Below are 14,114 nucleotides of genomic sequence, written 5' to 3' on the forward strand. Positions count from 1 at the left end.
AGTGAGATCCGGGATCTATTGAGTTTGCCTTTTGAAGTGCATAGATCCCGGATTAAATCCGGGATGACACCCTCTACTTAGATGTCATGCCAGACTTGATCTGGCATCCATGCCGTGAGTTTGAAGGGGGTGCTGCGCGAGCAGAGCCGAATACAGCCATGGGGTATGGACCCCAAATCAAGTTTGGGGTGACAGGATTAAGGATAGACCCCGGATCAAGTCCGGGGCCGTACGTAAATTTATCCCCGCAAGAGCTCAATCAATTCCACCGCACTATCGGCGATGACGGTGCCGGGGGGGAAGACGGCGGCCGCACCCATATCCTTCAAGATCGCGACATCTTCAGGCGGGATCACGCCGCCGACGACGATCAGCATGTCACTACGCCCTTCGGCTTTCAGCTCATCGCGTAAAGCGGGCACCAGGGTCAGGTGACCGGCGGCGAGCGAGGAGGCGGCCACGACGTGAACATCGTTTTCTACCGCCTGGCGCGCGGCTTCTTCTGGCGTTTGAAACAGCGGTCCGATGTCGACATCCCAGCCCAGATCGGCAAAGGCAGAGGCGACGACTTTCTGGCCGCGATCATGGCCATCCTGGCCCATTTTGGCGATCAGGATCCGGGGGCGGCGCCCTTCGGCCTCGGCGAAGGCATGGGCGGCGTCTTGGGCTTTTTTGACTTTGGCGTCTTGGCCTGCGGCTTTCAAATAAACCCCCTGTACCGATTTAATCTCTGCGCGATGGCGCCCGAAGGCGGTTTCCATCGCGTCCGACATTTCCCCGACGGTGGCTTTGGCGCGCGCAGCTTCCACGGCGAGGGCGAGGAGATTGCCCGTGCCGGACTTTGCCGCATCCGCCAGGGCCGCAAGTGCCGCTTTTGTCGCGCTGTCATCACGCTCAGCACGCAGTTTAGCCAATTTTGCCAATTGTTGCTCGCGCACTTTGGCATTGTCGACCTTTAGAACGGGCACGTCTTCCGGCTCATCCAAGCGGAATTTATTGACGCCGACAATGGTCTGAAGACCGCTATCAATGCGCGCTTGGGTCTTGGCGGCGGCTTCTTCGATGCGCAGCTTGGGCGTGCCTTCTTCGATGGCTTTGGCCATGCCGCCCAGCTCATCCACTTCGCTAATCAGATCAAGCGCCTTGGCGGCCAGATCATGGGTCAGGCGCTCAACATAATAGGATCCACCCCATGGGTCGATCGTATCACAAAGGTGGGCTTCGGTCTGGAGGAGAAGCTGGGTGTTGCGCGCAATGCGGGCGGAAAAGTCGGTGGGTAGCGCCAGCGCTTCATCGAGCGAATTGGTGTGCAGCGATTGGGTATGGCCATCGACGGCGGCCATGGCCTCAATCGCGGTGCGTCCGACATTGTTGAAGACATCCTGGGCGGTCAAAGACCAGCCCGAGGTTTGGCAATGGGTGCGTAGCGAAAGCGATTTAGCACTTTTCGGCGCAAAGCGTTCCTTCACCAGCTTGGCCCATAGCAGGCGCGCGGCGCGCAGCTTGGCGACTTCCATGAAGTAATTCATGCCAATGCCAAAGAAGAAGGATAGGCGCGGGGCAAAGGCATCGACATCCAAGCCCGCTTCGACCCCGGCTTTGATATAATCAAGACCATCGGCGATGGTGTAGGCGAGCTCAATATGCGCGGGCGCGCCCGCCTCTTGCATATGATAGCCGGAGATGGAGATCGAGTTGAAGCGCGGCATATTTTGCGCGGTATACGCAAAAATGTCGGAGATGATCCGCATCGAAGGCTGCGGCGGATAGATATAGGTGTTGCGCACCATAAATTCTTTGAGGATGTCGTTCTGGATCGTGCCGGAGAGCTTATCGGCACTGACGCCTTGTTCCTCGGCCGCGACGATATAAAGCGCCATAATCGGCAGAACCGCGCCATTCATGGTCATGGAGACGCTCATCTGATCGAGCGGAATGCCATCGAACAGCTGGCGGGTATCAAGAATGCTATCAATCGCGACCCCGGCCATGCCGACATCGCCGACGACGCGCGGATTATCCGAATCATAGCCCCGGTGCGTGGCCAGATCGAAGGCCACTGAAAGCCCCTTTTGCCCGGCGGCGAGATTGCGCCGGTAAAAGGCATTGGATTCTTCAGCCGTGGAGAAGCCGGCATATTGGCGCACTGTCCAAGGGCGCTGGGTGTACATGGTGGGGTAAGGCCCGCGATTAAAGGGCGCTAAACCCGGCAGGCTATCGACATAATCCAACCCGGTGCGATCATGAGGGCCATAGCTGGCTTTGATCGCAATCTCTTCAGCTGTTTCAAAGGGCGCGCGGCTTGTCTCTTCACGCGCCAGGGCCAGCGGGGCATCCAGGGCAATCTGGGTGAAATCAGGTTTTGTCATTATGCAGCCTCCCCTGGCATTAGGCCCAGCGTGGTGAGGGCAGCGGTAAGCTCTGTAAGGGCATCAGAGCGAAGATGGACGAAGTGCGACACGCCCGCTGCGCGCAGCTCAGCCTCGTTATCGCCCGCGCGTCCCGCGATCCAAATGAGATCGGCACCGGCGGTTTTGAGCGCATGGGCGAGCGCTGCGCCTTCGCCGTCATAAGCGCTGTCCGTGCCACAGATGACGGCAAAGCGCGTGCCGCTGGCCTGGAAGGCGGCGGCGCAGGCCGCAATGTCTGAATACGCTTTGGCCGGTTCTGCGATGATCCCGGCGACGGCCAGGCGATTGGTGGTAAAGCTGGTGCGCGCATTAAAGGCAGCCAAGCTGCCAAGCGTGGCCAGGAAGGCTTTGGGCGTTTCAGGGGCGGTGTCACTGACATCGCGCAGGGCCTCAAACGGTGCCGCAAAGCGCATCGGGCTCAGCGCCGCGAACTGTGCCGGGACGGGGCTTTGCGCCGTGATCACATCGCCCGCGCGCGCAGGCATCTCATGGGGAAGGCTTAGATCGCTCAAAGCGCGCTCTTCCAGGTCAGGATATTGATTGATCCCGATCAAAGTCTCTTTGCCGGTGGCATAATCCTTGGCCTTCGCGTCACGCACGGCGGCGATTGCGGTGTGTAGGCTTTGCGATTTCAGCGCGGCGAGAATCCCACCTTCAGTTTCGATGGCCTGGAACAGAGCCCATGCGGTTTGGGCCAAATCCTCAGACAGGCTGTCATGGTAGAAGCTGCCCGCGGCGGGGTCGGCGACCCGGCCCAGATGGCTTTCTTCCATCAACATCACTTGCATATTGCGCGATACCCGGCGGGCAAAGCGATTGGGCGCGCCAATTGCATCACTTAAAGGACGCAAGGTCAGGCCATCCACGCCCCCTACGGCGGCCCCAAATCCGGCGGCGGCCACGCGGATGAGGTTCGACCAGGGATCGCGCACACTCATCATACGGGCCGCCGTGCTGGCGTGCTGGCGTTGAACCAGACCCGCACCCGCCGCGCCAAAGCTGGCGGCGATTTTGGCCCAGATCCGGCGCGCGGCGCGCAGCTTGGCGATGGTCAGATGGACATCACTGTCGGCGGCGAAGCTGAACTCGATCTGGCGCGCGGCGACATCCGGGCTGAGCCCGGCGTCGATCAGCGCGGCGAGATAGGCGGTTCCGGCGGCGGCGCTATAGGCCAGCTCTTGCGCTTCAGATCCGCCCGCTTCAAAGACCAGATCGGCCCCGACGCGCAAGGCGCTCATCTGGGGGGCAAGACGGCTCAGCTCGTGCGCCATATGGACCGCGCGTTTGAGGTTGTCATCATGATCGCCGCGAAGTGAGCCGCTTAGCGCGATCTCATCAAAGGGGCAAAGCCCAAGATGACCTAAAGTCTCAGCCGGTTGAGCGAGGTCTGAGATGTAATCCATGAATAAAGCGCCATAGGCGAGGCTTTGTTCGCGCGCGCGCAGATGCACCGGGGCGAGATCAAGGGCCACACCCTCCAGCACGCTATCCAGATCGGCGCGTTGGCGCACCGCGACGCCGGCCTGGCCCGTGGGATCGAGGATCAGCTCCAGCGCGCTGACCCCGCCATTGAGATCCGTCAGGGCGGCTTCGTTGGCGGCTTTGGGATCGGCCTCGACAATCGCTTGGCGGATATGCCAGGGCAGATATTCATCGCGGGCCGAAGCTTCCGGGCTCGTGAAGGTCACATCCTGCGCGGTTTTCAGCGGGCCCCGGATCAGGCCATCACTGGTGCGTTTCACCAAGGCGCGATCAAAGTCCGCGCCATTGAGGGCTTTGTCACACAAGGCGCGCCATTGGGCGAGGTCAGGCGTGGGATATCCCTCAGCCAGGGGGCGGATAGCGCTCATTTCCTTATCCCTTTCTTCGCGGTATGGGGCGGCGAAGATCAACTGGCTGCCATCCCCTGTAAGTCCGATAGGTCGGGCCGAATATCTCGGTCATTTTTATGTTGTTCGTTATAGGCCAGTCTACGCCGGGGTAAAGCTTGCCATGCTTTTCCAGGCGGGGATTGGGTGCGCGCTTATCCGTCCCCGATGCGGAGCAGCTTAGCCTAAGCCCGTTATCAGCGCGAGGAGCCAACCCTATGAGTGATCACAGCTATCACTGGGCCTTACCCTATATCATGCCCGCCCAGGCGCAAAAGAGCGTTACGATCAATCAGGCGCTGCGCCGCATTGATGGCCTGATGCATGTGAGCGTGGAAAGTCGCACCCGCATGGATCAACCCAGCGTCTTAACCGAGGGGGCGGCCTGGATTCTGCCCTCAGGAGCCACGGGGGAGATTTGGGCGAGCTGGCAGGCGGGCGATATCGCCATGGTGCAGGATGGGGCCTGGGCCCGCTTCATGCCGCAAGTGGGGATGAGCGCGTATTGTGCTGAGGAGGACCGCCTGGTGATCAATACGTCTGAGGGCTGGGTTGCGGTTGATGCCCTGATAACGGCCTTGGGTGAGCTGACGCAGCTGGGTATCGGGACCAGCGCCGATGACACCAATCCCTTTGCGGCCAAACTCAATAATGCGCTGTGGACGGCGAAAAACTCCGGTGAGGGCGGCAGTGGCCATCTTTATAAGACGTTGAATAAAGAAGCGCCCGCTAACATCTTGTCATTGCTGTTTAAAACCAATTGGTCGACGCGTGCAGAAATCGGTTTGCTGGGCGATGATACCTTCACTCTGCGCGCCAGTGCCGATGGGGGGAGTTTTACCACCGTGCTGCGCAGTGTGGAGGGCGGGACTAAGACGGCCTTCGGGCCAGACTGGCCGCGCTATCCCTACCATCTGCAAGGCGAGGTGGGGTTCACGCCGCCCAGCAATGCCACGCCCCAATCGGGGGGCGATGTGGTGATGGTGTTGGAGAGCGACACGGCCCTGGTCTTCAAGGTGAAGGGGCAGGATGGGATTATCCGTGAAGCGCGCTTGAGCTTGGCTTAGCGCACAACCTCGCGCCCATCGGCATCAAACTCCAAGACTTCCGGGGTCGGCACAACCGGAGCGATCTTGGCTTCATCAGAGCGTTTCAAGGCATCCAGCTTCAGATCGCCCGACAAGGTCTGCTCAAAGTCTTGAAACAGATTGACCCAGGCATCGAAGGATAAGGTTTCGCGCGGCGCATTGGTCGGGAAATGCCGACGCCAGAAGTCCATAATATGTTGCAGGCACGCCATACGCTCGCCGGTATCAATGAAGACGCGCGGCGCTTGCAGCAGGAAGGTGCGAAACGGACCCGGACGTCCGGATTTGGTGAAGGCTTGAAACGCGGCATCATAAACCATGATCGTTTCATTGATCTGGTTATAGCGTTCATACATCAGCTTCGCGATCCGGCGCTTCGTGCGATCCAGCGGGGGGCCTTTGGTCTTATGGCTGGGGGCAAAGTCCAGGCTCATCATCTCCGCGATCATCGGCTTGACCTGGTCTTTGGTTTCTTCCAGCTGCATCTTGTAATAAAGAAAGCCCTTCCACGCGAACATGGAGCGGCGGAACTCTGCCTCATCCAGTTTCAAGGCGAGGCGTAAAGGCTCCAGCGTGTGGTCATTGCCCTCATCGAACAGCAACTCGCCCAGTTTCTCGACATGGATATCGGCATCTTCAAAGCAGGCTTTGAAGGCGAGGGTGACCAGGCGCACCACCTCTTCTCCGATCTTGGTGCGCATGCGCTCCAGATCAGCATTGGTGACGTTGAAATAATGCTCAGAGACGTCAAAGCCGCGACGCTTCAGGCGTTCGCTGGCCAGATAGGGATCAAAAGACGGCAGTGCCGCAATCTCTGCCAGGCGTGCCATGTCATCGCCAAACTCATCATCGTCCAGGTTTTTGCACGCCGGTTCGCGGATCAGATTGGCGAAGTTTGATTCTTCATAGAAGGCCGTAAAGCCGCCCATCGATAAATCACCCACTGAAATAGGAATGATGATTTTCGTGCCGACAAAGCGATTGAGGCGCAAAAACTCACGCTCGTGATTGTGAAGTGTGTGCTTAAGGATCAGGGCGCGGTTCAAGATCGGGGAATTGAACAGCGGGCGCGCCTTGTAATCGGCGTCTTTGCTGAAGCGTAAATGCGCAGAGGGTAAATCCAGCATACGACATGAGGATTCGTTGCGTTGAACGATCGACAGGTCACCCACACGGCGCCGGGCTGCATGCAGCCGATTTGTCACCATTTCAGTCACGGTTTACCCATCTACAAAGCGTCGTGACGCTTCCCCACGCACACTCACCCCATTTAAGATGTGCATGAGATCATAAAGTGAGGGATCGGTCATACGAATTTCAAGCTTTGGCTTAATAAAGCTTTACCTTGCGACAAGGAAAAAGGGGCAACATCATCAAGATGTTGCCCCTTAGTTAAGCTTCAAGATGTCCGGACTTAGAAGTCGGCGGAGATCCCGGCCCAGATGCTGGACTCTTCGCGCGTTGCGCGATTGGTCCGCACCCCATCATTGCCGAAATTGACATTGCGCCCGATGACATTGAGGGCCAGGTGATCATTCACGCGATAATCGGCCCGGAAGGACAGGGCCAAATAGGCGCTGACATCGGTGTCATACGTTCTGCCGTTAGAGATCAGCCAGCGATCAGGATAAGTGACTTCATCAACATAATTGCCGAAGACCCCTAAATGCCAATTGTCTTTGGTCCAGTTGACGCGGGCATTGACTTTATGATTGGGCGTTGAATCTTCGAACCCGGTATAGCGGTTACGGACCACTTGGCCCGGGGTATAATAGGGGCGATCAAAGACGCCAAACACGCCGACCAGGTCATCATTGACCTTTTCATAGGTGTAGTTGATACCCCAATCGAGATTAAACGGCGCATCACCGCTCAAATCCAACTCAATACCCCAAGCGCTCGATTCGCCGACATTGTCGAAGCGCGTTGAAACTTCTGGGGCGTCGGGTGGGTTCAAAGTAGGATGATAGGACAGGAAGGACTTAAGGTCTTCCGATTTTTGATAGAACACACTCAGGCGCATATCCGCCAAAGTTTTCAAGGCGCGGTCCCAACCGATTTCATAGTTTTGAACGATGGTCGGTTTGATCAGCGGATTACCGGCATCCAGAATGCTAACGGCTGTAGGCGATCCGGTCAGCTGGGTCAGGCCAAATTCCGACAAGGATGGTGTTTGTACACCGCGCGAGGCATTGGCGCGGAAAATCCCCATCTCGCCCTTATTCCAGACAAGGCCCAGATTATAGCTGGGCTCTGTGATCTCGCGGTCAAAGTCTGCAGCGGTGAACCAATAGATATCATCCACCGTTCCGGTGCGTTCCAGGTCCAGGCGATCAACGCGAACCGCCACGGTTGAGCGCAAGGTCGGCGTGATGGCGCGGTCCCACATGCCAGACAGCGACAGGACTTTATATTGCGTGTCGCCATTGCGCGGATCGGGGGAGGATTCCAGCACATTGCTACGCCACTCGAACCCGATGCGGAAGGTGTTGCTGGTGCCGACCTGGAACAGGTCTTGAAGCTGAAAGACCGTGACGGTGTTTTTTGAAGGCTGAATATATTCTGGATCTGCCACCGCGAAGGATGAGCCAACACTGGTTAGCGTTCCGGTGTTGCGATAGAGAGAAGCGCTGATCAAACCCCAATCGGTATCACTTTCGACCCTACCGCGCGCAGAAAACAGGCGATAGCGCGCATTGGCGGTGAAGAAGTTAGGCTGCATGTCCATCTGATTGACATGGGCATGAGAGAGTTCAATCATACCCGTAGTGTTGGGCGCGAACTGGAAGTTCATCGTACCAGAGAGTTGGATATCTTCTGCTGCGTCATAAGAATAGGTCGCGAAGAAGTTATCGGCATCATTGAGATAGGTATTATTATACCCATACTCTTTTTCCTGACCGACACCGGCGCTCAATCGAATACCAATTTTGTCATTCATATTGTAGGAAAGGACGGCGTTGACTTCATCGGTGCCTTCAAAGGTCGTATTGGCGGTGACGTTGAAGCTCGTGTCATGTTTCAGCGGATCTTTGGTGATGATGTTAACCACACCCGATACCGCGTTGAAGCCATAAAGCGCGCTTTGGGGGCCTTTGATCAGCTCAATCTGTTGAATTTCTGACAGCTGAACGGGCAGGGTGCGCCAAGCCGTATAGCCAAAGTGATCAAGATAAACCTGACGGCCATCAATCAACACCAATAAGCGGGGCGACAAAGGCTGGTTATAGCCGCGAATACCCACATCCTGGGCCCCGGCGGTCCATCGCGCCATATCCACGCCTGCATAATGGCGCAAAATACCGGGAATGTCGCGCTCGGGCAGGCGCTGAATATCCTCTTGGGTGATGATCACCATCGCGGCCGGCACTTCAGAGGCGCGTTGTGGCTTACCTGTGGCGCTATTGGTGACGGCCTCGCCGAAGAGTTCGGTCATCACATCATAATCGAGGGACTGAGCACCGGCGGCGTTGCACGCTGCGCTAGCGATCAGGACCCCTGCGGAAGTCATCAAGCTTTTACGTAACATGATCAATATCCTTTATTCTGGGGTCTGAGGTTAGATCTGCTCGATCATCATGGCGAAGGCGGTGGCAAAACTGACGGAGGCTGCGCTGGCTGCCGATTGGCTGACCACGATGCGCACGGCAGGCGCGCTTTGAACGCCTAAAACACATTGACCACTGGTGACGCAGCCCATATTGGCGGAGACGGTCATGACCCCGTTAGAGCCCGCGGCTTGCGCGATTGCAGGGGTGCCACCTGATACGCCGCCCAGCAGGATGGCTGCATCAACGCCACTTAAAGAACTGGCCGCTTCGCTGGCCGGAACCATGCGCGAGACCATGGTGATGTCACGGGCGCTGTAGCCGCTCGCCATAGCGACGTTAAGGGCCTCGGCTTCGGCTTGGCCGGCATCATCATAGATGAGGGCCACGACCCGTTGGCCGGGCTGGCCGCCTTCAACGAAGTTAAGCGCGCGCCCGATGATGGCCAGATCACGTTCGGACATTTGGGCGGATGCGCCCGCAGTGAGTAGGGGTAAAGCCGCGAGGGCGGCGGCAAGGATGAAGCGCATGGCAACCTCTCTCCAGATTTGAAGCTTTGGCCAAATGGCGATTTTTGGTGTTCACTGAACGACAAAACTGGAGTGAGGTTTAAGGTAAATGGTATTAATGAATGCTTTCACCAAATGTGCGCAATGCGCATGAGCTGCGGCGATGTGATAAAAGTGCCACGGTGAAGGTGGGGTGAAAATCTGATGACGGTGCGTGTGTTTAACACGGGCGCGCGGTCTGGTGCGAAGATATACCGCGTTCAGAATCACACGAATGAGCGTCGCAATAAAGTCAATGAGAGCTGTCTCAGTCGCGCCTTAGCGTTAAATGCGGATGTCCAGGCGAGGGCCTGTGTCGCGCTCTTGGTCATCCGTGCCCGTGGGCTGGCCTCAACTAGCCGATAGCGGTAGGACAAAGAGAACCCTGTCATCCCCGACGTGATCGGGGATCCATGCGCTTTCATGGCAAACTCAATAGATCCCGGATGTGCGCTTCGCTGCTCCGGGATGACAAACACGTTGAAGTCCTCCACTGCGACGCGGGGGAGGTGGCCTGAAAGGCCGGAGGGGGCGATTTTGTTTAGTATCCTCGCTTACGCTGCGGGCGCGCATTCGCGCTCGCAACCCCTTTGGGGTTGATGGACCCCGGATCAAGTCCGGGGCCGCGTTGATGGGAAAATGCCGACCGGGTTCCCGGCCTTGAGCCGGGATCCATTCGCCCGTGTGGGGAGGCCCTCAAGTAGGCGATAGCCGGTAGCGCAAAGAAAGCGCCCTCAACTAGCCGATAGGCGGTAGGACAAAGAGAACCCTGTCATCCCGGCCTTGAGCCGGGATCTATGGGCCTCAAGGGCAATCTCAATAGATCCCGGGTCGCACTAGGTTTGCCCGGGATGACAAACACGATGAAGTCCTCCCCTGCGACGCGGGGGAGGTGGCCTGAAAGGCCGGAGGGGGCGATTTTGTTTAGTATCCTCGCTTACGCTGCGGGCGCGCATTCGCGCTCGCAACCCCTTTGGGGTTGATGGACCCCGGATCAAGTCCGGGGCCGCGTTGATGGGAAAATGCCGACCGGGTTCCCGGCCTTGAGCCGGGATCCATTCGCCCCTGTGACGCGCGCCCGCAGCTTTAGCGAGGATCTTAATATATAAAGACTGGGGAGAATGGTGCCGCCGCGGAGATTTGAACTCCGGACCTCAGCCTTACCAAGGATGCGCTCTACCCCTGAGCTACGGCGGCACTGTGCGAGGCGGGCGATATAGCCCATGATTCTCGTTCCGCCAAGTGCGGGCTTGACCTTGATTGCAGATAAGGTCAGTAAAAGGGGCTGAAACAGACGCAAAATAACGAAAAAACGACTGCAGAAACTTCCATGAACTCAGATCCTAAAATGCCGAAGCCCTCTCTTGATCCCGATAGCGATGAAGGGGCTGTGGACGCTGCGCCGCCCGCGCCCGTCAAAAAGCCTGCGCCGAAGAAAGAAGGGCGTGAAGATCGCTTGGCGGCGGCGTTGCGCGCGAATTTGCGACGCAGAAAAGCCCCAAAACCGGCCAAGCCGGCCTCATAAAGACCGAAACCTCGCCTTTCTTATGCTGAAGGGTGCGTCCTCCCCCTCGCGTCCCAGGCCGGGCGCGTCTATCTACAGATCTAAGACAGAGATTGAGGCTTGATATGGATCGCATTCTTCTTCGCGGCGGTAACCCCCTTCATGGTGAAATTCCAATGTCAGGGGCGAAAAACTCGGCTCTGAAGCTGATGGCGGCGTGTCTGTTGACCGACGAGCCTTTGGTGCTGTCCAATGCGCCGCGCTTGGCGGACACGCGTTTCATGGCGCATTTGCTGGCCCATCTGGGGGTGCATTCCAGTGAGGATGCGGGCTCGGTCCTGACCTTAAATGCCAAGGATATCACCAATACCACCGCGCCTTATGAGCTGGTGCGTAAGATGCGCGCGACCTTTAACGTCTTGGGGCCGTTGCTGGCGCGCATGGGGGCGGCGAAGGTCTCTCTGCCTGGGGGCTGTGCGATTGGTGCGCGTCCGGTGGATTTGCACCTCAAAGCGTTTGAGGCGCTGGGCGCGGAGATTGAGCTGAGCGAAGGCTATGTCGAGGCGAAAGTGCCCGGTGGGCGCTTAAAAGGCGGGCGCGTGGTGTTTCCCTTCGTGTCTGTCGGCGCGACGGAGCACACTATGTTGGCGGCGACCTTGGCCAGCGGCACAAGTGTGCTGGAAAACTGCGCGTGTGAGCCAGAGATTGCCGATCTTGCCGGATGTTTGAACGCGATGGGCGCGAAAGTGTCTGGCGCGGGCACCTCTACCATCACCATTGAAGGCGTGGAAAAGCTGTCCGGAGCCCATTGGCCGGTGGTGCCCGATCGTATCGAGACCGGCACCTATGCGCTGGCGGCCGCGGCGGCAGGCGGCAAGGTGCGTTTGACCCAGGTGCGCCCACAGCATAATGACGCCTTATGGAGCGCGATGGAACAGGCGGGCGTGACGATCACTCAGGGCGAAGACTGGGTGGAGGTTGAGCGTGACCCAGCCACACCGATCAAGGCGGTTGATATCGAGACCCGGCCTTATCCCGGTTTCCCGACCGATTTGCAGGCGCAATTTATGGGCCTGATGGTGTTGGCCGAAGGGGCCTCGGTCATGACCGAGACAATTTTCGAAAATCGGTTTATGCACGCGCCTGAGCTGTCGCGCATGGGCGCTGACATCCATGTGCGCGGGCGTGAAGCGGTGGTGCGCGGTCCGGCCAAGCTGACCGGTGCGCCGGTGATGGCGACGGATTTGCGCGCTTCGGTCAGCCTGGTCATAGCCGGGCTGGCGGCCAAGGGCGAGACCGAGATCAACCGGGTCTACCATCTTGATCGCGGGTTCGAGCGCCTGGAAGAGAAATTATCCCGCTGCGGGGCGGATATCCGCCGGGTCAATGATAGAGAGTAAATAGACGTGGCAAAGCCCTATAAGCCTTTGAAGCTTCTGGCCGAAAGCGGAGAGGATGTCACCATCTTCTCTGCCGCCTTACAGGATGCAATCGCCCAGATCGGCGATTTTTCCTATGAGCCAAAATCGCATATCTTCCGCCTGGTCTTTAACCGCTTCTGCGGGGAGCTGGGTCAGCGCGGGGCGGGGCTGCGCGTACGCTCTGCCTTGCAAATCCATGGCGTTTTACAGGCCCAGGCCAAGCGTTTGAAGCAGGGGCTGGATGAAGGTGTGGTCTCGCTCCTCTCCATCAGTTTTGAAGGCGAGGCTGACGGCCCCGGCGGGGATATGGTTTTGACCTTTTCCGGCGATGGACAATTGCGTTTATCGGTGGAATGTGTCGACATGATCTTGGCCGATATTTCTGAGCCATGGGGCGCATCCTCGCGGCCCAAACACCAGATTGATGATTAGGGCCTGTGAACAATTGAGGGTGATGGCGTGAGTGATGCGGGCTACCATTTGATCAAGCTGGATCTTGATAGCACCACCATCGGGCGCGCCGACCCGGAAGGGGAGCATGAGCGCCGTGTCGCCATCGCCGACCTGTTAGAGGCGAATTATTTTGCGCCCCTCGATGCCCAGCCGGGCCCCTATATCCTACGCCTGGCGGTTGAGGATCAGCGCCTGGTCTTTGATGTCAGCTATCAAGACGGTCATCCGGTTCATACCTTCGTGTTCGCGCTGGGCCCGCTGCGCCGGATCATCAAGGATTATTTCTTGATCTGTGAAAGCTATTATGAGGCCGTTCGCGATGCGTCCCTCAGCCAAATCGAGGCCATCGATATGGGCCGACGCGGAGTGCATAATGAAGGCTCCAGCCTGTTAAAAGAGCGTCTGGAAGGCAAGATCACGGTCGATTTTGAAACCGCGCGGCGCTTGTTTACCCTGATCTGCGCCCTATCACGCCGGAGCCTCAATACATGAGCGTGCCAAGCCCGGTTCTGTTCGTGTGTGCGCGCAATGCCGTGCGCTCGCCCATGGCCGAAGCGCTGTGGCGCGCGGAATATGGCTCGGCTAGCCAAGTTCTCTCATGTGGACTTGAGCCTGCGGCCTATCCGGATGGCTTCATGATTGCGGTGATGGAGGAGGCGGGCCACGATCTGTCGGGTTTTGAGCCGCGCGATCTGGGCGCGATGGCCGATGAAGATTTCCAGCTGGTGATTTGCCTCGCGTCTGAGATTGCCCCCCAGGTTGCCGATCTGGCTGAGGCGCATAAAGCCAGGTTTTTAAGTTGGGATATTCCCGATCCCGCCCAGATCAGTGGCAACCGCGATGTGCGCCTGGCCGCGTATCGCAGTGTGCGTGACACCCTTAGCCAATTGATTAAAGACCTAAGGCTTGAATCAGCCTAAAGTAAAGGCCTCTCGACGAATGGGGCGACAGGGCGTATAAGGCGCGCCTACACGTAAGGCGGCGCGTGGGAACACGTCAGCCGCTTTTTGCGTTTGTCCGTTCGCTAGCCACAATGAGGAGCTGCATGGCGAAAGAAGAGCTATTAGAATTTCCCGGTGAAGTAACCGAACTTCTGCCGAATGCCACCTTCCGGGTGAAGCTGGAAAATGATCACGAGATTATTGCCCATACGGCGGGTAAAATGCGTAAAAACCGCATCCGCGTTCTGGCGGGCGATAAGGTGCTCGTGGAAATGACCCCTTATGATCTGACTAAAGGCCGGATTACCTATCGCTTCAAATAAGCGTGGGCT

12 protein-coding genes and 1 tRNA gene are annotated in these 14,114 nt (G+C 57.9%); 7 read left to right on the top strand and 6 right to left on the bottom strand.

The genetic code is table 11. From position 1 onward, the window contains the following. Nucleotides 1–239: 239 nt before the first annotated feature. Nucleotides 240–2,369, bottom strand: coding sequence for a methylmalonyl-CoA mutase (gene scpA / locus H151_RS0112315; RefSeq protein ID WP_019961967.1), 2,130 nt, complete (start codon nt 2,367–2,369; stop codon nt 240–242). Then, entirely contained in the window at nt 2,369–4,261 is a 1,893-nt protein-coding gene (locus H151_RS16390) for a methylmalonyl-CoA mutase family protein (RefSeq protein WP_019961968.1), read from the bottom strand. Before H151_RS16390 ends, scpA begins: the two co-directional genes overlap by 1 nt. A 236-nt stretch (nt 4,262–4,497) precedes the next feature. Here H151_RS16390 and H151_RS16395 point away from each other — a divergent pair, with 236 nt between their 5' ends. Further along, complete coding sequence (locus H151_RS16395) at nt 4,498–5,346, top strand: DUF2793 domain-containing protein (RefSeq protein WP_019961969.1); 849 nt, start codon at nt 4,498–4,500, stop codon at nt 5,344–5,346. Here H151_RS16395 and H151_RS0112330 read toward each other — a convergent pair. The 4 genes from H151_RS0112330 to H151_RS0112345 all read right to left on the bottom strand — a co-directional run bounded on the left by H151_RS0112330 (nt 5,343) and on the right by H151_RS0112345 (nt 10,660). Next, entirely contained in the window at nt 5,343–6,584 is a 1,242-nt protein-coding gene (locus tag H151_RS0112330; RefSeq protein ID WP_156823500.1) for a restriction endonuclease subunit S domain-containing protein, read from the bottom strand. The genes H151_RS16395 and H151_RS0112330 overlap by 4 nt on opposite strands. A 197-nt stretch (nt 6,585–6,781) precedes the next feature. Next, nucleotides 6,782–8,896, bottom strand: coding sequence for a TonB-dependent receptor plug domain-containing protein (locus tag H151_RS0112335; RefSeq protein WP_019961971.1), 2,115 nt, complete (start codon nt 8,894–8,896; stop codon nt 6,782–6,784). A 30-nt stretch (nt 8,897–8,926) separates the two neighbouring features. Next, entirely contained in the window at nt 8,927–9,445 is a 519-nt protein-coding gene (locus H151_RS0112340) for a hypothetical protein (RefSeq protein ID WP_019961972.1), read from the bottom strand. A gap of 1,140 nt (nt 9,446–10,585) precedes the next feature. Next, nucleotides 10,586–10,660: transfer RNA gene (locus H151_RS0112345), tRNA-Thr, on the bottom strand. A gap of 151 nt (nt 10,661–10,811) precedes the next feature. Between H151_RS0112345 and H151_RS17695 the strand changes: the two genes are divergently transcribed. From H151_RS17695 to infA, 6 genes are all read left to right on the top strand, one after another. Next, entirely contained in the window at nt 10,812–10,988 is a 177-nt protein-coding gene (locus H151_RS17695; RefSeq protein ID WP_169336752.1) for a hypothetical protein, read from the top strand. 104 nt (nt 10,989–11,092) lie between these two features. Further along, complete coding sequence (gene murA / locus H151_RS0112355; protein ID WP_019961974.1) at nt 11,093–12,367, top strand: UDP-N-acetylglucosamine 1-carboxyvinyltransferase; 1,275 nt, start codon at nt 11,093–11,095, stop codon at nt 12,365–12,367. A gap of 6 nt (nt 12,368–12,373) precedes the next feature. Continuing rightward, entirely contained in the window at nt 12,374–12,820 is a 447-nt protein-coding gene (locus H151_RS16405) for a DUF2948 family protein (RefSeq protein WP_019961975.1), read from the top strand. Nucleotides 12,821–12,847: 27 nt separating this feature from the next. Beyond that, entirely contained in the window at nt 12,848–13,333 is a 486-nt protein-coding gene (locus tag H151_RS0112365) for a UPF0262 family protein (protein ID WP_019961976.1), read from the top strand. Beyond that, on the top strand, nt 13,330–13,761 hold the full coding sequence (locus H151_RS0112370; RefSeq protein WP_019961977.1) for an arsenate-mycothiol transferase ArsC: 432 nt from the start codon (nt 13,330–13,332) through the stop codon (nt 13,759–13,761). Before H151_RS0112365 ends, H151_RS0112370 begins: the two co-directional genes overlap by 4 nt. Nucleotides 13,762–13,886: 125 nt before the next feature. Continuing rightward, a complete protein-coding gene (gene infA, locus H151_RS0112375) occupies nt 13,887–14,105 on the top strand; it encodes a translation initiation factor IF-1 (protein WP_019961978.1) in 219 nt (72 codons plus the stop codon). Nucleotides 14,106–14,114: the final 9 nt, after the last annotated feature.

The organism is Woodsholea maritima DSM 17123, from assembly GCF_000382325.1.
Taxonomy (GTDB): Bacteria; Pseudomonadota; Alphaproteobacteria; order Caulobacterales; family Maricaulaceae; genus Woodsholea; species Woodsholea maritima.

What these genes read in the sequence shown, in the direction of transcription:
- scpA (WP_019961967.1), bottom strand. Translation starts at nt 2,369, where the DNA reads ATGACAAAACCTGATTTCACCCAGATTGCCCTGGATGCCCCGCTGGCC.
- H151_RS16390 (WP_019961968.1), bottom strand. Translation starts at nt 4,261, where the DNA reads ATGAGCGCTATCCGCCCCCTGGCTGAGGGATATCCCACGCCTGACCTC.
- H151_RS16395 (WP_019961969.1), top strand. Translation starts at nt 4,498, where the DNA reads ATGAGTGATCACAGCTATCACTGGGCCTTACCCTATATCATGCCCGCC.
- H151_RS0112335 (WP_019961971.1), bottom strand. Translation starts at nt 8,896, where the DNA reads ATGTTACGTAAAAGCTTGATGACTTCCGCAGGGGTCCTGATCGCTAGC.
- H151_RS0112340 (WP_019961972.1), bottom strand. Translation starts at nt 9,445, where the DNA reads ATGCGCTTCATCCTTGCCGCCGCCCTCGCGGCTTTACCCCTACTCACT.
- H151_RS17695 (WP_169336752.1), top strand. Translation starts at nt 10,812, where the DNA reads ATGCCGAAGCCCTCTCTTGATCCCGATAGCGATGAAGGGGCTGTGGAC.
- murA (WP_019961974.1), top strand. Translation starts at nt 11,093, where the DNA reads ATGGATCGCATTCTTCTTCGCGGCGGTAACCCCCTTCATGGTGAAATT.
- H151_RS0112370 (WP_019961977.1), top strand. Translation starts at nt 13,330, where the DNA reads ATGAGCGTGCCAAGCCCGGTTCTGTTCGTGTGTGCGCGCAATGCCGTG.
- infA (WP_019961978.1), top strand. Translation starts at nt 13,887, where the DNA reads ATGGCGAAAGAAGAGCTATTAGAATTTCCCGGTGAAGTAACCGAACTT.